The organism is Bradyrhizobium sp. 2TAF36 (assembly GCF_052114925.1).
Classification (GTDB): Bacteria; Pseudomonadota; Alphaproteobacteria; order Rhizobiales; family Xanthobacteraceae; genus Bradyrhizobium; species Bradyrhizobium barranii.
The window spans coordinates 1-16,326 of record NZ_JBFRFR010000092.1 but is presented as its reverse complement, the minus strand read 5'-3'; the positions used below and the strand labels follow the sequence as shown (position 1 = coordinate 16,326).

General features: G+C 62.1%; 13 protein-coding genes. 2 read left to right on the top strand and 11 right to left on the bottom strand.

The window, feature by feature from the left end; all coding sequences use genetic code 11:
- Window positions 1-45 precede the first annotated feature (45 nt).
- From AB4Z51_RS37740 to AB4Z51_RS37715, 6 genes are read right to left on the bottom strand one after another with little or no spacing between them, the layout of a single operon-like run.
- A complete protein-coding gene (locus AB4Z51_RS37740; RefSeq protein ID WP_441499153.1) occupies window positions 46-1,818 on the bottom strand; it encodes a complex I subunit 5 family protein in 1,773 nt (590 codons plus the stop codon).
- A complete protein-coding gene (locus AB4Z51_RS37735) occupies window positions 1,818-2,159 on the bottom strand; it encodes an NADH-quinone oxidoreductase subunit K (RefSeq protein ID WP_135214208.1) in 342 nt (113 codons plus the stop codon). Before AB4Z51_RS37735 ends, AB4Z51_RS37740 begins: the two co-directional genes overlap by 1 nt.
- Window positions 2,156-3,100 carry an MnhB domain-containing protein gene (locus AB4Z51_RS37730; RefSeq protein WP_135214209.1) on the bottom strand — a complete coding sequence of 315 codons (945 nt, stop codon included), beginning with the start codon at window positions 3,098-3,100 and terminating at the stop codon, window positions 2,156-2,158. The genes AB4Z51_RS37735 and AB4Z51_RS37730 overlap by 4 nt, the downstream gene beginning before the upstream one ends.
- Window positions 3,097-3,390, bottom strand: a complete 294-nt coding sequence (locus AB4Z51_RS37725) for a cation:proton antiporter (RefSeq protein WP_028152034.1) — start codon at window positions 3,388-3,390, stop codon at window positions 3,097-3,099. The genes AB4Z51_RS37730 and AB4Z51_RS37725 overlap by 4 nt, the downstream gene beginning before the upstream one ends.
- The gene (locus AB4Z51_RS37720; protein ID WP_071911305.1) at window positions 3,387-3,677 is read right to left on the bottom strand and encodes a monovalent cation/H+ antiporter complex subunit F; all 291 of its coding nucleotides are present in this window, start codon (window positions 3,675-3,677) and stop codon (window positions 3,387-3,389) included. The genes AB4Z51_RS37725 and AB4Z51_RS37720 overlap by 4 nt, the downstream gene beginning before the upstream one ends.
- The gene (locus AB4Z51_RS37715) at window positions 3,670-4,191 is read right to left on the bottom strand and encodes a Na+/H+ antiporter subunit E (protein ID WP_135214210.1); all 522 of its coding nucleotides are present in this window, start codon (window positions 4,189-4,191) and stop codon (window positions 3,670-3,672) included. Before AB4Z51_RS37715 ends, AB4Z51_RS37720 begins: the two co-directional genes overlap by 8 nt.
- Before the next feature lie 366 nt (window positions 4,192-4,557).
- On the opposite strand from AB4Z51_RS37715, the gene AB4Z51_RS37710 reads away from it, so the two are divergent.
- Window positions 4,558-5,661: an efflux RND transporter periplasmic adaptor subunit gene (locus tag AB4Z51_RS37710; protein ID WP_135214274.1), complete on the top strand. Its 1,104-nt coding sequence runs from the start codon at window positions 4,558-4,560 to the stop codon at window positions 5,659-5,661.
- Entirely contained in the window at window positions 5,658-8,723 is a 3,066-nt protein-coding gene (locus AB4Z51_RS37705; protein ID WP_135214211.1) for an efflux RND transporter permease subunit, read from the top strand. The genes AB4Z51_RS37710 and AB4Z51_RS37705 overlap by 4 nt, the downstream gene beginning before the upstream one ends.
- A gap of 6 nt (window positions 8,724-8,729) precedes the next feature.
- Here AB4Z51_RS37705 and AB4Z51_RS37700 read toward each other — a convergent pair whose 3' ends face one another.
- The 5 genes from AB4Z51_RS37700 to AB4Z51_RS37680 all read right to left on the bottom strand — a co-directional run.
- Window positions 8,730-10,559 (bottom strand): SLC13 family permease, encoded by a 1,830-nt coding sequence (locus AB4Z51_RS37700; protein ID WP_441499152.1) that lies wholly within the window; start codon window positions 10,557-10,559, stop codon window positions 8,730-8,732.
- A gap of 52 nt (window positions 10,560-10,611) precedes the next feature.
- Window positions 10,612-12,441, bottom strand: a complete 1,830-nt coding sequence (locus tag AB4Z51_RS37695) for an SLC13 family permease (protein WP_135214213.1) — start codon at window positions 12,439-12,441, stop codon at window positions 10,612-10,614.
- A 54-nt stretch (window positions 12,442-12,495) separates the two neighbouring features.
- Window positions 12,496-13,878, bottom strand: a complete 1,383-nt coding sequence (locus AB4Z51_RS37690) for a M20/M25/M40 family metallo-hydrolase (protein ID WP_135214214.1) — start codon at window positions 13,876-13,878, stop codon at window positions 12,496-12,498.
- A 103-nt stretch (window positions 13,879-13,981) separates the two neighbouring features.
- Entirely contained in the window at window positions 13,982-15,631 is a 1,650-nt protein-coding gene (locus AB4Z51_RS37685; protein WP_244623086.1) for an MFS transporter, read from the bottom strand.
- Window positions 15,632-15,703: 72 nt separating this feature from the next.
- Window positions 15,704-16,326: glutaminase (locus tag AB4Z51_RS37680; protein WP_441499151.1), on the bottom strand; the 623-nt coding region annotated here is incomplete at its 5' end.

The following is a 16,326-nucleotide window of genomic DNA, read 5'->3' as shown; positions in this document are numbered from 1 at the left end:
GGGAATCCCTCGGCCCGATCTGCGCGATCCGGCTGTTCTGAGTCTTCAATTTGCTGCGAACATCGACGCGGCGAGCAGCAGCGACACCAGGAGCAGGGAGATGCCCGCGGCGGACCATTGACGGAGAACTTCGTCGCCTCTTTCGATAAGGCTGCCGAATCTAAGACAGCCGCGCCGGAGCGGACCGACCACTCTCATGAGCGCTTTCCAGGCCGCGGATGAGCCCAGCGGGTGTGGCCACGGGCTGAGCAGGATCGCGAGCGCCGCCCCTGCCAGCACCGGCAGGAGCAATTTGGATAGCGCGTCGATGCCGAACAGCTTCGATGTCGCATCATACGGGACCGGCAAATACGAGTCCCAGGGCAGCAAGCCAAGGAACAAAGAACAGAGGGCCAAGGCAAGTGCAGCAAGGTCCCGGCTGAGCGGTGCTGGGCCGATGAGGGTAATCGGCTGGTCTGATGGCGCGAACGCATGGGACAGGACTAGTACGACATAGGCGGTCGTGAACATTCCGCCGGCCTGGAGCACGACGGCCCACCACCACTGCCCCGTCCTCGCCGTGTCCTGGAGCAATAACTCCTTCGCGAGTGACGCTCCGCTCGGTTGAACACCCATCAAGGCGATACCGCCAACCGCGAACGCCAGGACGCTCAAGGGCAGGGCCCGTGCGACACCTCGCAGCCCGGTGATGCGATCGTGGCCGAGCCCGGTGTAGATTGATCCGACGGCCATGAACATCGCCGCCTTGGCAGTCGCATGGGAAACTGCCTGCAACAGGCCGCCCGCCAGAGCCTGGTCACTTTCGAGCTTCCCGGACGCGCCGAACGCAAGAGGAAACATCAAGAAGAGATATCCAATCTGAGCCAGCGTCGAATATGCAATCAGGAGCTTGAGGCGCTCTTGCCGGAGAGCGACAACGCTTCCGAACACGATCGCTCCGGTTCCCAGCGCCGCGAGCAATTGTGCGGCAGCCAAGCCGGGCAAACCCGGCATGACGTCGAACCAGAGCCGCACAAGGATGAAGAACGATCCCTTCACGACCAAGGCGGACAGGATCGCGCTAGCTGCGGCCGGTGCGCCGGCGTGAGCGGGCGGCAGCCAGAGGTGCAACGGAAAGAGTGCAGTTTTTGCGAGGAGACCGGTCGTCATCAAGGCTGCCGCGATGAGCACGCCGGAGTCTGTGCTCACGCGATGCGACAACAACTCGATATCAAGGGTGCCGTAGAGACCATAGAGCAGCGCGGTGCCCATCAGGTAGAGGACCGAGCCGAGCAGTGCGAAGAGCAGATACCGCAACGCGGCCCGAAGCGTCTCCGCGCGACCGTCGAGAGAGACCAGAGGCACCGCGGCGAACGTCAGCAATTCCAGCGCAACATACAGCGTGAAGAGGTCTCCCGCGACGAAGATCGTGTTCAGCGCACCCCAGATTGCCAGAAGCAGGATCCAGAATGCGAAAGGTGCGCGCGCTTCGACAGATTGAGGACGAAAATCGGTTGCGGCAAAAATGGCGACCGCGCRGATCACGACCGCCGTCGTCGCGAGCATGACCGCCGACAATCCGTCCGCGCGGAGGGCTACGCCGAGCGGGGGTGGCCAGGCGCCGAGCAGGTAGGCGAGGTGGCCGTCGCTCCGCGGCAAGAGCACGAGAACGGCGACAGCAATCGCCAACCCGACCGGTACGACCGTGGAGGCAACCTGCCGGACGTAGCGCTCGCCGAGAGCAAACGCCAGCAAGACGCCCGCGACCGGCACGACGATCGACAGCACCAGCAGGAAGCCGCCGGCGGTGGTCACCAGCGCGGGGGCGGGGGGCAGCATCAGTGACCGGACGGATCGGAGCGCGGGCTCGCCGCCGCCCGATTGTTGAGCGTCGTGGAGCCTGCGATCTGAAAAAGCCGCAGCAACAAGGCGATCGCCAGAGCCGTTGCGGAAAACGCGACCACGACTCCTGTGATCACCAGGGCCTGCGGCACCGGGTCGTTGCCAAAGCCCGCTGCGGCGCCTCGTCGCCCGACGATGCCGAACAGAAGAAACACGCCGCTGCCGAGCAGATTGAATGCGATGATCTTGCGAAGCGGTTGCGGATTGGCAATCAGGCCGTAGAGCCCGAGCCCGACCGCCGCGGCGGCGCATAGTCCGAAAACCGTCACGGCGCTCATCGCTCAGCGCTCCTTTCAGGTGCACCGGCGAGCAGCAGGCCGAGCGTCGTCGCGATCGTCAGGAGCATCGCGACCTCAATGCTCAGAATTAGCGGCTTGGCGAACGCAACGGGATAGGCAAGGAACGCCGACCCAAAACAGAGCCCGCCAAGGCCGACGGCAAGGAAAAGGCCGGGGCCGCCCACCAGGATGAGACGTAGCCACCGACTGCGCACGGGCGGGGTATCCACCAACCCGGCCATGATCACCAGCAGCCACATCGATGCGAGAACCGCGCCGCCCTGAAATGCTCCGCCGGGGTGATCAGCGCCCGTCCACAGGATGTAAATGCCGACCACGATGCCGGCGGGTGGCAACAGGCGCGCAAGAAAGGCGAGGACACCATTTGGATCAGCCTGGTGGCGTGGTCCGGGACGACCGCCCCAGGCCTGGTCCGACGCAAGCGACCAGACACCGACGATGGCGAGCAGGAGCACTACCTTCTCGAGCATGGTGTCCATTCCGCGGAATGCCATGAGCACGTTGGTGACGGGGTTGGTCATTCCGGTCGCCCCGGCATTCGCGACGACGGCGGGCGCGAGCGTTGGCGCCGGTTCGGGCAGCTGCAGGATCGTGACGGCCAGCGCTGCCGCGATCGACGCGGACAGTATGGCCGCGCTCAAGCGCACGATCAGGCTGGGCCCTTCCGTTGTCGTCGCCTCGGTATCGCGCAGCCGGGCCGCCGCACCCAACAGCACGACGCCGCCCAGGCCTCCGCCAATTGCAGCCTCGGTCAGCGCGACATCGACGGCGTCAAGACGGACCCAGATCAGCGCAACCAGCAGTCCGTAGGCGATAAAACCGACCGTGGCCGAATAGGTGTCGGGGACAGCGATCGTCCAGATGGCGAGGCCCAGCACCACGGCGGCGAGCGCGATCTCGAACACTGTTGCGATGTTCATTTGCCTGACCCGCTCTGACGTGCCGTGCGCGCGATCAATTGGGAGACGGTGGCGCCAGCGAGCAGCACGAACATCCAGATGCTGATCAGCTTCAGCCCGTCACGCAGGCCTCCTGTTTGGGGGAGCAGCCCGAGCACGACGAAACCCAGGCCGAGGTTATCGGCCTTGCTGAGCGCGTGCAGACGGGTCAGGGTGTCGGGAAAGCGAAGAAGGCCGACGGTGCCGGCGAAAAAAAAGAATACGCCTGCCGAGACTCCCGCAACCGTGATGATGTCGCGTGCGACGCTCATCTGTCCTCCCCCGGATCAGCCCCATCGGTTTCGAGGCGGGAGAGCCCCTTCTTGACGAATGCGATGGATGCGAAAGTGGCGAGCAGTGCCAGTATCAATGCCACGTCGACGGCCGCCGGCACGCCCGTCACGGTTCCGAGCAGCAGCAAGACGGCAATGCCGGCAGTCCCGATCAGTTGCGCCGCCATCATCCGGTCGGCATCTGTCGGGCCACGCAAGATGGAGACCAGCCCGAGCCCCAGCATCGCCAGGATCAAGCCGACTGCGGCCGTGAGGAATTCAGTCATTGTAGAGGGCCCGAACCAACGCCGCTTCCTCCGCGGCAAGTTCGGCAACGACCGGTTGCTCGACGTCGAGACAGTGATAGACGAGCTGCCCGTTCTCCTCCCCGGTTGGCACTGTGCCAGGCAAAAGGCTGGTGAGTGTCGTGAACACGTTCCGTTGCATCCCGCGTGAGAGGCCGGTCGGATAGAACACAAATCCCGGCCGCAGCGGCAGCCGGGGATCGAGCGCGCGGCGTGCGACGTCTACGCCGGCGACCACCGATTGGTATAGGAAAAGCAGCGCCAGGCGGACCATGGCAGGAATTGACCGCCGGGATCTGCTCGGCTCCAGCAGGTGCAGGCTTATCCAGGTTGCTGCCGCGATTGCTGCCGCGGCGGCAGGAATATCTGTCGGATTGGCGCCGGCGAGCACGAGCCAGAGGCAAAGGAAAAATGCGGCTCTGAAAGTCGCAGTTCGCCACGATCCTCCAACCGCGACGACGGCACGCCCGTATCGATCACCTGAGGACCCTGTCATCCCGGTTTCCTCGGTTGCTCCCGGATTGTGTCGTCCGGGTCTGCCGTGCTCTGAGGAAGCGCGTTTGCGCGCCCCAGACGAGAATTCAAACGGCGGAGCCGCGGCAGGGGTCGTGACTGCTTCACCTGACGATTGCATCATGCGTCGTGGACGGAACCGGCGACATCGGGTGATTGCCTGATCATGTCTCAGGAATCTGCTGATGGCCGAGCACGGATTCCATCCGGCGCCACCGAGTAGATTTACCGATGTTGACGGCGGACTCCTTCGGCAAAAATGCGGATGTCGGTACCGGGGAAAATGCGACTGCGGACTGAGCAATCCTCCCGGCAAGATCTCACTCCCGGAACGGAACAGGTCATGTTCATGCACGGCAGCCGATCCGCGCCCCGAAACATCCTCACATCGACGCTGGTGACGGCGTTCTCGCTGATGCTGGCAGGATGTGGACGGGAAACCGAAACCAAGGACGCATCTCCGCCGCGGATCGTACGTACAGCGACCGTAGAAAAACGCAAGGTCACAACGCCGCTGACATTCTCCGGACGGGTCGAGGCAGAAGACGAGGTGAATGTCGCATTCCGGATCTCGGGACGATTGTTGAGTAATGACACCAAGATAGGCGACCGGGTCAAGGCCGGCCAGGTGCTGGCACGATTGGAGTCGCAGAATGAACTGAGCACGCTGCGGCAGGCGCAGGCCTCCCTTGCCGCCGCTCAGGGGCAATTGACCCAGGCGCGCAATCACTTCGATCGTCAGGAGACGCTGTTGGCGCAGGGGTGGACCACGCGCGTCAACTATGATGCCGCAACCCAGGCGCGGCAAACCGCGCAATCGCAAGTCGATGCGGCCGAAGCGCAACTGAGTTCTGCGCATGACCTCGTTGGTTTCACCGAACTCAAGGCTGATGCACCCGGTGTGATAACAGCCACAGGTCCGGTCGCCGGCGAGGTCGTCCAGGTCGGGCAGATGATCGCCAGGATCGCACGGCAGGACGGTCGCGATGCGATCTTCGATGTCCCCGCTCAATTGATCAGGTCGGCCTCCGCCGATCCAGAGATCACTGTCAGCTTGGCTGACGATCCGTCGATAACGGCGCAAGGGCGCATTCGCGAAGTCGCTGCACAGGCCAGTGCTGTGACCCGAACCTTCGAGGTCAAGGTCGGCCTGACGGATCCGCCAGCCGCGATGCGGTTGGGTGCGTCAGTGATAGGGCGAGTGAGTACCACTGCAGGGCCGATGATCGATATTCCATCTTCCGCGCTGACCAGGATGAACGAGCAGCCCGCCGTATGGGTCGTCGACCCGGCCACCGCCACGGTCGCGGTGCGCAATGTGGACGTGCTGCGATTCGATGAAGCGCAGGCCATCATTTCCCAGGGGCTCGACATCGGCGAAATAGTTGTCACCGCCGGCGTTCAGGCGTTGCATCCGGGTCAGAAGGTCCGGATTCTTGGATCCGAGCCATGAGCGGAATTAATCTTTCCGACTGGGCTCTGAAACACCGTTCGCTGGTCGTCTATATGATGATGATTGCGGTGGTCGGGGGAGCGCTGTCCTATTTCCGGTTGGGGCGCAACGAAGATCCCGCCTTCATCATCAAGACCATGGTCGTCCAGGCCGCGTGGCCCGGCGCAACTGTGGAAGAGACGATGAAGCAGGTGACTGAGCGCCTCGAACGTCACTTGCAGGAAACGCCGCATCTGGACTTCCTGCGGAGCTTCACAAGGGCCGGTGTCGCGACCGTCTTTGTAAATCTGAAGGGGAGCGCGAATGCGAAACAGGTGGCCGACACCTGGTACCACGTACGAAAGACGATCGGAGACATGCGCCATACACTACCCGCAGGCGTGATCGGGCCGGGGTTTAATGACGAATTCGGTGATACGTTCGGCATCATCTATGGCTTTACCAGTGACGGTTTCACTCAGCGCGAGTTGCGCGATCGGGTCGAGGACATCCGCTCAGAGCTGCTTCTCGTACCTGACGTGTCAAAGATTGAGCTTCTGGGCGAACAGGATGAAGTGATCTTCGTCGAGTTCTCCACGAAGGAGCTCGCGGCCCTCGGAATTGATCGGTCCGCTCTTATTGCGGCGCTCCAGTCGCAAAACATCGTGCGTCCGGCGGGAACGATTCAGACAGGCTTGGAAAGCATCTCGATTCGGGTATCAGGCAGCTTCCAATCGGAGCAGGACATCGCCAACATCAATTTTTCCGCCGGCGGCCGCATGCTTCGCCTGAGCGATATTGCGCAGGTGCGACGCGGCTACACGGATCCGCCCCAGCCGATGTTTCGGATCAATGGCAAGCCGGCAATAGGCCTCGCAATCGCCATGCGGGATGGCGGCGACATTCTCGCGCTCGGCGCCAATATCAGAAAGGCAATGGCGCAAATCACCGCGGATCTCCCCATTGGAATCGAGCCCAGCCTGGTCGCGGACCAGCCCGTTGTCGTCGACCAGGCGATCCGCGAGTTTACGGTCTCGCTGATGCAGGCGATCGGCATCATCATGGTGGTGAGTTTCATCAGCCTGGGTGTACGACCCGGCCTGATCATCGCGCTGGCCATACCGTTCACGCTGGCGATCGTGTTTCCGATCATGGGACTTCTCAGCATCGATATGCAGCGAATATCGCTTGGCGCGCTCATCATTGCGCTCGCATTGCTGGTCGACGATGCGATGACCACGACCGATGCGACGCTCAGTCGGCTCGCAGAGGGCGCCAGTAAGATCGAGGCGGCAACTTTCGCATACCGGACCCATGCAATGGCGATGCTCGCGGGCACGCTGGTGACGATAGCGGGCTTTATACCGGTCGGCTTTGCCGCGAGTTCCGCCGGTGAATACACGTTCTCGCTCTTCGCCGTGGTCACGATCGCACTGCTGGTTTCCTGGTTCGTTGCGGTCATTTTCACGCCACTGCTCGGAGCAGCGATCCTTGTTCCACCGAAGCAGACAAGTACGGCGGATCCGGGCAGGATCTTCCGCATGTATCGGAGTTTCCTGACTTTCGCGATGCGCGCGAAATGGCTGACGATCGCGATCTCCTTGGCGCTCTTCGTCTGTTCGGTGCTTGCGCTGCCGCTCATCCCGCGACAATTCTTTCCATCGTCGGACCGTCCCGAATTGCTCGTGGACCTGAGCTTGCCGCAGAACTCGTCAATCCACGCGAGCGAGGCTGCGGCAAAGCGCCTGGATGCTGCCCTTTCGACCGATGCCGATGTGGCGCGGTGGAGCACCTATGTCGGGCGCGGCGCCATCCGCTTCTATTTGCCCCTTAATGTTCAGCTCCCGAACGATTTCTTCACGCAGGCCGTGGTGATCGCCAAGGATGTCGCTGCACGCGAGCGCCTGCATTCCAAGCTCGAAAAGCTGCTCGCGCAGGAGTTTCCTAACGCGATTGCGTTCGTTTCTCCGCTTGAGCTCGGACCGCCGGTTGGATGGCCGGTGCAGTATCGGGTCAGTGGGCCCGACGTGGAACGGGTGCGCGAAATCGCGCTCAAAGTCGGACAGATCGTAGCCTCCAGTCCGGACACCAAGCAGGTGAATTTCGATTGGATGGAACCCAATCGCCAAGTGCGTATTCGCGTGGACCAGAACGAGGCTCGCCTTCTCGGCCTCAGTTCGCAAGCGATCGCGACAGTCCTGAATACGGTCATATCCGGCACACCCATTACCCAGGTTCGCGACGATATCTATCTGGTCAATGTGGTGGCGCGCGCGACCAACGAGCAGAGGGGCTCGCTGGACGGTCTGCGCAACTTGCAGGTGGCGCTGCCGGGTGGGCAGACTGTTCCTCTCAGCCAGTTCGCCTCCTTCGAATATGACCAGGAGTTTCCGCTCGTCTGGCGGCGCGACCGCATTCCGACCCTGACGGTTCAGGCTGCCATTGCCGGCGACAAGCTGCCGGAGAGCGTGGTTACGTCGCTCTCGATGGCGATCGAGAACTTCAGAAAGAGCCTTCCTTCGGGGTACAGCGTCGTCGTGGGTGGCACCGTGGAGGAAAGTCAGAAGTCGCAGGCGTCTGTGCTGGCAGTGGTGCCGGTGATGCTGTTCGTCATGTTTACCGTCCTCATGGTGCAGCTCCAGAGCTTTCCGAGACTGTTCATGGTGCTCAGCGTGGCGCCGCTCGGCCTTATCGGCGTGGTTGCAGCGTTGATGCTGTCCGGCAGGCCCCTGGGTTTTGTCGCCATTCTCGGCGTGCTCGCGCTGCTGGGCATGATCAGCAAGAACGCGGTCATTCTGATCGGTCAGATCGACGCCGAACGCGCTTTGGGCAAGACGGCCTGGGACGCTGCGGTGGATGCCAGCAGTTCCCGTTTTCGGCCGATCATGTTGACGGCCGTATCGACGGTTCTCGGGATGATTCCAATCGCGCCAACAGTATTCTGGGGACCGATGGCATTCGCGATCATGGGCGGACTCCTGGTCGCCACCGTTCTGACGCTGGTCTTCCTGCCGACGCTGTATGTAGCCTGGTTTGCGCGGGACGAGAAAGAGCAACCGTCCGCGGGATCGCGCCCGGCCTGACGGCCGCTAAAATCGGAGCAGCCAAGGCACCAGCGCCAGGGTCGTTACCATCACGACGACGGTAAAAGGGACACCAATCTTCAAGAAATCGCCGAAACCGTAATTGCCCGGTCCGACCACCAAGGTGTTCACCGGCGAAGACACAGGCGTCATGAAGGCGGCCGAGGCTGCGATGGCGATAGTCATCGCGAAGGGATACGGCGAGGCGCCGATGTCCTTCGCGACGGCGAGCGCTACTGGCGCCATGAGCACCGCGGTTGCCGTATTCGAGATGAACAGGCCAAGGGCAGCCGTGATCACGAAGAGCAGCGCCAACAGGACTCGCGGTGATGCCTCGCCCGCAAGATGCGTCACCGCGTCGGCGGCGAGATCGACGCCACCGGTTCGTTGCAGCGCCAGCGAAAAGGGCAGCATGCCGACAATAAGAACCAGGCTCTTCCAATTGATCGAGGCATAGGCACTGTTGAAATCCACGCAGCCCAGCAACCCCATCAGCAAGCAGCCGATCAGAACCGCGTGCACGTTCGGCACCACACCGCTGACCATCATACCGACCGTCAAAGCCAGCACCGCCAGAGCCTGAGGTGCGAGGTTCGCGGCCGGCAGAACCTCTTTGTGCTCGGTCGGTAGGTTCAGGACGACAAGATCCGAGAATTCGGATTGCAGCTTGCGGATGTCAGACCAGAAGCCGGTCAGCAGAAGGGTGTCACCGACCTTCAAGGTCTCATCGAGCAGCCCCTGGCTCACGACCTCGCGACCGTGCCGCAACCCCAGCACCGTCAAACCCATTTCGCTGCGCACCCGCGCCTGCAAAATGCTCTGGCCAATCAGCTTGGACTCCGCCGGGACGATGACTTCGACCATGCCGATCTCCTGCGAACGATCGGTGAAGTAGCCGCAATCGCCCAAAGGGAGCTTTTCGACCATATAGTCATTCAGCATCCGGTTGGTTTCGGCAGGGGACGCGATGACGTCGAGCAGCAAGATCTGCCCCGCGGCGAGCTCGGTCCTTGCGTTCGGGCGGATCGCCTCGGACCCGAAGCGGCCGGGAAGCTCGATGGCGAGCAGATTTACGCCACTGTTCCGGAGCGGGAGTTCTTCCAGGCGCTTGCCGACCAGCGGCGAGTCAGTCAGCACGCGTACGCGCAAGGCGCGATCGGTGAGGCCATACTGCGTTAYCCAATCAAGCAAGTTCGGCTGACGGCGCTCGCCGTCCACACGCTTGGCGGAGACGGGCAGAAACCGCCGCGCGAACAGCATATAGGCAATGCCGAGCGCCAGGAATGTGAGCCCAAAGGGCGTGAAGCTGAAAAAGCCGAAGCCTGCCGCACCCTGGCGGATCAGCTCGGCGTTGACCACGAGATTCGGCGCCGTCGCAACGAGGGTGAGCATGCCGCTGATCAGGGCCGCAAAGCTCAAGGGCATCATCAGCTGGCTCGGCGCGGCACCCGTGTTCTGACAGATGCGCAGCACTACCGGGATGAAGATGGCCACCACGGCCGTCGAACTCATGAATGCACCGAGCCCGCTGACCGCGAGCATCAGCAGCACCAGCATGCGCGTCTCGCTACTGCCGGCAGTCGCATTCAGCCAGTCGCCGAGGCGACGCGCCACGCCGGTGCGCACCAGCCCTTCTCCGATCACGAAGAGGCCCGCGATCAGCACGATGCTGGGATCACTGAACCCCGCCAGCGCCTCGTTGATGGTAATCACTCCAGTAAATGGCATGATCACGATCATCAGCAGCGCGACCGCATCCATGCGCGGGCGATTGGCCATAAACATCACGATCGCGGCCGCAAGCAGCAGAAGAACCAAAGCAAGATTGGTGTTCATACGGAAATACCCGGTCGGTTAAGACGCAAACCAATCATCCTGCGCAAACTGCTCATCCTGCGAATGGCCAGAAGATGGGCACGAGAAACGTGCCTACCAGGAAGAACCAGAGCAGCAACGGTAGACCCATCCTCCAGAAATCGCCAAATCGATAGCCGCCGGGGCCCTGCACCATGAGGCTCGCTGAGGCGGCGATTGGCGTAAGGAAGGAAGCGGCCGCAGCCACCGCCACAGTCACCAGCCCGGTGCGCGGCGAGACACCGACGGCTTCCGCGGAGGCAATCGCTATCGGAATGACGATGAGTGTCGTCGCCGTGCTGCTGATCAACTGGCCGATTAGCGCCGTGAGCAAAAACAGCCCCGCCAGCAGCGCGTACGGGCTCGCATTGCCGACAATGGCAACGAGTGTATCTGCGATGAGATAGGCTGCACCCGTCTTGTACATGGCGGTCGAGAGCGGGATCAGCGAAGCGACCATGATCAGCACGTTCCAGTTGATCGCCCGATAGGCTCGTTCGATCTTGAGTACGCGCAACAGGATCACCGCGCAGGCCGCCGCCAATCCAGCGACGACTCTTGGCACGACGCCCGTCGCTAGCAGCGTAACCATGACAGCGAGAATGACAATGGCGCGTATGGAGCCGGTGCCCAGGGGCCTGGCCTGGCTGCGGATCATGTCAGGGGCAGCAACGACGAGCACGTTGGGATCTCGCCCGTACTCCTCAAGCGCTTCCCAACGGCCTTGCAGCAACAGCGTGTCACCCGCCGCAAGAACGGTTTCGCCCGGTCCGAGATTCTCGCCGCCGCGTTGAACGCCCAGGATAATCAGATCGCCACTTTCGGTGACCATGCCGGGGAAGACGGTCTCACCGATCAGACGAGAGCGGGGCGGCAGCACCACCTCGGAAAAGCCATGGCTATCGTTGAACAGTGCCTCCCGCATTTTGCCGATCGTCTCCTGGCAGGGCGTCAGGCCATGCTGCTCGGCGAAGGCGTCCATTGCCGCCTGTTCACCGCGCATGATGAGTCGATCGCCCTCGACGAGGGAATGCTGCCACGAGATGCTGTTCTGGCGGCGCGGCTGAATAGCGATGAAGCTGAGCTCCGGGTGGTTCTCGCGCTCGAGCCGCGATTCCAGCACTGCCTGCAACGTGCCGAGATAGGGCGAGGCGGCAGTGATCTCAAGCTGGTACACCCGGTCAAACAGCTTATATTGCTCGGTCAGCATGCGCGAATGATGGCTCAGATCCTCGGGCATCTCCCGGCTGGGGCGCACCGGCAGCAGCCTCTCGCCGAAAAGAACTACAATGGCCACGGTACCGGCCAGGAGTGGTACGCCGATCACCGTCATCTCGAAAAAGCCGAAGGGCGCGAGGCCGACATCGCTTGCCGCGTCGGAAAGCAGCACGTTCACAAGGCTTCCGGTCAGTACCAGCATCGAACCCGAATAGGAGGCGAAGGCGAGAGGCATCATGAGTTGCGCAGGCGGACGCTTGAGCCGGACGGAGACGATCACCAGCACGGGCAGCAGGGCAGCCACTGCGCCACCCGAGCCGATCAGCGCCGTGAGAAAGGCCACGAGCAACATCGACAGCACCAACAGGCGTGTCCGGCTTTCGCCGGCGTAACGGATCAGCACCTGGCCTGCCCACGTGGTGACGCCGGACGAATCCAGGCTGGCACTCACCACGAAGAGCGAAGCAATGAAGAGTATCGTGGTGTCGCCGAAGCCTGCCAGCGCCTCGGAGAGCTCCAGAATGCCGGTCGCGTAAAGCACGAGTGTCGCACTTAGCGCCACGACCGCGACCGGCACCCGGTTCGAGACGAACAGCAGCACCATCGTGGCGATGATGGCGAAGGTAATGAGTATATGCGGCGTCATCGCACCTCGCGAGGGCGGTCTGGCCTAGAGCCAGCGCTGCGTGCCCGTGCCGCTCTACCGCGACAGCGCTTCCAGAATACGTGCCCAGGAGCGGATGCCCTTATGGAAGCTCTTGAGATTGTACTTCTCGTTCGGGCTGTGGATGCGGTCATCCTCGAGGCCGAAGCCCGCAAGCACCACGTCCATGCCCAGCGATTGTTTGAGCTGATGGGTCACGGGAATGGAGCCGCCACCGCCGATGAAGACTGCGGGCTTGCCCCATTCGGCCGTCAGTGCGTCGCGCGCCTTGCCGAAGGCCGGGGCCTCGATTGGGAAGCGGATCGCCTGACCCGCGCCATGCTCCAGGAATTCCACACGGCAATCGGCCGGGACGCGTGCATGCACATGCTCCCGGAAGGCTTTGCGGATGGCATGGGGGTCCTGATCGAAAACCAGGCGGAAAGACACCTTTGCCGATGCCATGGCGGGAATCACGGTCTTGAATCCGGCCCCCTGGTAGCCGCCGCCCATGCCGTTGATTTCGCAGGTCGGGCGCGACCAGACCATCTCCAGCGCGTCGCGGCCCTTCTCGCCGGCGGGAATCGAAAGCCCGATGCCGCCGAGGAAGGACTTTGCGCTGAAGTTCAGGCTGTCCCATTGCTCGCGCAGCGCCTTGGGAAGTTCCGGTACGCCGTCATAGAAGCCGCGCAGCGTGACGCGTCCGTTGTCGTCGTGCAGGTCAGAGAGGATGCGGGCGAGGATGCGGTTCGGATTGGCCGCGGCCGAACCATAGAAGCCCGAGTGCAGGTCGCGGTCGGCGGCGTGTATGATGACCTCTTCACCGCAGAGTCCGCGCAGCATAGTCTGGATCGCCGGCGTCTCGTGGTCCCACATGTTGGTGTCGCAGATCAGGCCGATATCTGCGCGCAGCTCCGCGGCATGGGCATCGAGAAAGCCCGGCAGGTTCACGCCACCGGATTCCTCTTCGCCCTCCAGCAGGATCGAAACCGGAATCGGCAGTTTGCCGGTGACCGCCTTCCAGGCGCGGCAGGCCTCGACAAAGGCCATGAGTTGGCCTTTGTCGTCCGCGGCGCCGCGGCCCGTGATGATCTTCGCGCCATCGGGCATCGTCTGGATAGACGGGTCAAAGGGATCGCGCTCCCAGAGCTCGAGCGGATCGACCGGCTGCACATCGTAATGGCCGTAGAACAGTGCCGAGGGACCGGGCACGCTGCGGTCATGCGCCACGACCATCGGGTGCCCCGGTGTCGGGCGCACCGAGGCGTCGAAGCCAATGCTCTTGAGGTCGGCCACGTGCCATTCGGCATTGGCCGTACATTCGGCCTTGTAAGCCGGATCGGTCGAAATCGACTTGATGCGCAGGATCGCGAACAGACGCTCGAGAGCCGCATCGAGATTTGCGTCGACGTTGGACAGGACATCATCGAGCTTGGTCATGGAGCCCTCCGGAGGGTCTTCTGAGCCGTTGGTCAGTACGCGGGCGCGATCGCCACATTGTCCGTCGTAGCAAACGCTGTTTCTTGCCAGGAGGTTACGATTGCTATTCGTTCCTTCCGTACTTACGCGGCGCCGGGTCGGGAATTTCGCCTGGCAGGAAGTTGGGCAGCTTCCCTGCCGGGAAAATCGCAAGCAAGGCAACGCCAGCCATGATGATGAGGCCAATTTTCAAAGCGCGCAATCGCACGACAGTGTTGACGCGCACCGCTTCCGCCACTTGAGCCGGAGAGGCCGTGGTTTGCTCCATCACGCTCTGCAGCCGGTCATTGCTGATGAAGGTGATGTTATCCAGGTCCAGCTGCGCCTGTATCTCAGGCGGCAATTTTGGATTTTCGGCGATGGTCCGCAAAACAGCCGCGCTTAATAGGCCGACGAGGAGTGCCCCGGCCACCGCTGTGCCGACGGCCGCGGCGAGATTGTTGGTCGTGCCGCGCAGCGAGCCGACGTCGCCCGCGAGCTCTTTCGGCGAAGCCGTGACCAGCACGTTGAACAGCAGTGTGACCAGCGATCCCTGTCCAATGCCGAAAACCACGAGCCCAAGGAGAACCGGGACGGCGCTCCAATCATTCCTCACGACAAAGGCGAGCCAAAGGAGCGCCACAGTGCAGAGTATGAAGCCATAGCGTCCGATCTGCCTCGGCGTGAACCGACCATAGAACCGCACGATCAGCATCGCAGCGAAGAAGACGGTGAGGTTGAAGGGCATCATGGCGATTGTTGTCGCCAGCGGCGTGCGCCCCTGCACGATCTGGATGTATAATGGAACCGAGAAATTGAGCATCGCTTCCAGCGCTACGACAGCAAACATCGCATACACCGCCGCCCGCTCCTGCGGGGAGTCGATCACCTCGAGCGCTAGAAGCGGCGTCTTCCCCGCAGCCTGCTGTCTGTGGGTCCAACTCAGAAAACCCTGACCGAGCACGATACCCATCACGATCATGATCGGGGCGGGAGATACGCCAAAGAGGTCGAATGGCGCATTGGGCCCCGCCAATCCCAGCCCCCACCGATTGAGGTTGTTGAAACCGAAGCTGATCAGAATGATGGCTGCGGCAGCGAGAATGACGCCTACGAAATCGATCCGGACCTCCGGACGCGCCTCATCGGGCTTGAGACGAAAGCTCAAAAGGAAAACCACAGCCGACACGGCGATCAGAATCCCGAACGCAGGACGCCATCCGATGAATGTGCCTAGAGTACCGCCGATGACAAACGCCAGAACGCCCGCAGCGGCGCGCGCGGAACCCAATGCACCAACGGCTGTTGCCTGCTGCCGCCCCTTGTAGTTTTCCGCGATAAGCGCGACCAACGACGGTACGATCACCGCACCAGCCGCGCCGGACAAGGACTGCGCAGTAATCATGAGATCCGCGTTTGGACTGAAAGTCATCAACACCTGCGCGGCGCCGAACACGGTCACGGCAACGCGGAATACGTGCGTCGCCCCGTAGCGCTGTGTCAGCTTCGCACCGAGCATGACGAAGCCGGCAACAAGCATCGAATAAGCCACGATACCGGTGGCGACAGTCGTGGGCGGAACGCCAAAACTGTTGACCATCCCTCCCAGCGCAACCGGCAAGGAGGCGACGTTGAAAGACATGATCATCTGGCCAAGGGCGATGGTGATCATCGGCACCCAGGATGCATTCTCTTCTTCAACGGAGTGAACCGTCGTCGCAGATGCCATCGTCATGGCGTGTCCCCTGTCATTTTTTCTGGAGTTCAGCCACAGTCAGTGCGGGCTGAATCTCCGACAATTGCAAACCTACGCTTCCGGGTTGGACATGAATAAATCCATGCCCAGCCGCTGCGACAGATACTTCGCTACAAGCTGTCCCTTGACGCTGTTTCCGGCGCTGTCAAGCGGCGGCGCAAAGGTCCCCAGACCGCCCTTTCCGGGGGAGACTGTGACGATCCCGCCGCCGATGCCGCTCTTGCCCGGTAGCCCGACATCGTAAAGCCAATCGCCTGATGTCTCGTACATTCCGGCAGTCGTCATGACGGCCAGTGCGTAGTGGCAGACCGACGGATCGACCACGCGCACTTTCGTGATGGGGTTCACGCCACCGTCCGCCAAAGTCGCACCCATCACCGCCAGATCCTTGGCACTCACATTCAGCGCGCATTGTCTGGTGTAGAGATCTGTCGCCTCTGCCGGATCACAGTAAATCCGTTCGAAACTCTGGAGCAGGCGGGCGATGCTCTGGTTTCGGAAGTTGGTCTCCGTCGCCGAGGCATAAACCTCGTCGTTAAGCGCAAGCGGACGTCCGGCGAACTGTGACAATCCGTCGTAGATGAACTTCCATTTCGCATCAGCCGTCGTTCCCGGTACGAGGCTTGTCGTTGCAATCGCGCCCGCATTCACCATGGGATCATTCACCATGGGAT

Excerpts from the sequence above, each read along its gene's own strand:
- AB4Z51_RS37735 (WP_135214208.1), bottom strand. The coding sequence starts at position 2,159 with ATGAGCGCCGTGACGGTTTTCGGACTATGCGCCGCCGCGGCGGTCGGG.
- AB4Z51_RS37730 (WP_135214209.1), bottom strand. The coding sequence starts at position 3,100 with ATGAACATCGCAACAGTGTTCGAGATCGCGCTCGCCGCCGTGGTGCTG.
- AB4Z51_RS37725 (WP_028152034.1), bottom strand. The coding sequence starts at position 3,390 with ATGAGCGTCGCACGCGACATCATCACGGTTGCGGGAGTCTCGGCAGGC.
- AB4Z51_RS37720 (WP_071911305.1), bottom strand. The coding sequence starts at position 3,677 with ATGACTGAATTCCTCACGGCCGCAGTCGGCTTGATCCTGGCGATGCTG.
- AB4Z51_RS37715 (WP_135214210.1), bottom strand. The coding sequence starts at position 4,191 with ATGACAGGGTCCTCAGGTGATCGATACGGGCGTGCCGTCGTCGCGGTT.
- AB4Z51_RS37710 (WP_135214274.1), top strand. The coding sequence starts at position 4,558 with ATGCACGGCAGCCGATCCGCGCCCCGAAACATCCTCACATCGACGCTG.
- AB4Z51_RS37705 (WP_135214211.1), top strand. The coding sequence starts at position 5,658 with ATGAGCGGAATTAATCTTTCCGACTGGGCTCTGAAACACCGTTCGCTG.
- AB4Z51_RS37695 (WP_135214213.1), bottom strand. The coding sequence starts at position 12,441 with ATGACGCCGCATATACTCATTACCTTCGCCATCATCGCCACGATGGTG.
- AB4Z51_RS37690 (WP_135214214.1), bottom strand. The coding sequence starts at position 13,878 with ATGACCAAGCTCGATGATGTCCTGTCCAACGTCGACGCAAATCTCGAT.
- AB4Z51_RS37685 (WP_244623086.1), bottom strand. The coding sequence starts at position 15,631 with ATGACGATGGCATCTGCGACGACGGTTCACTCCGTTGAAGAAGAGAAT.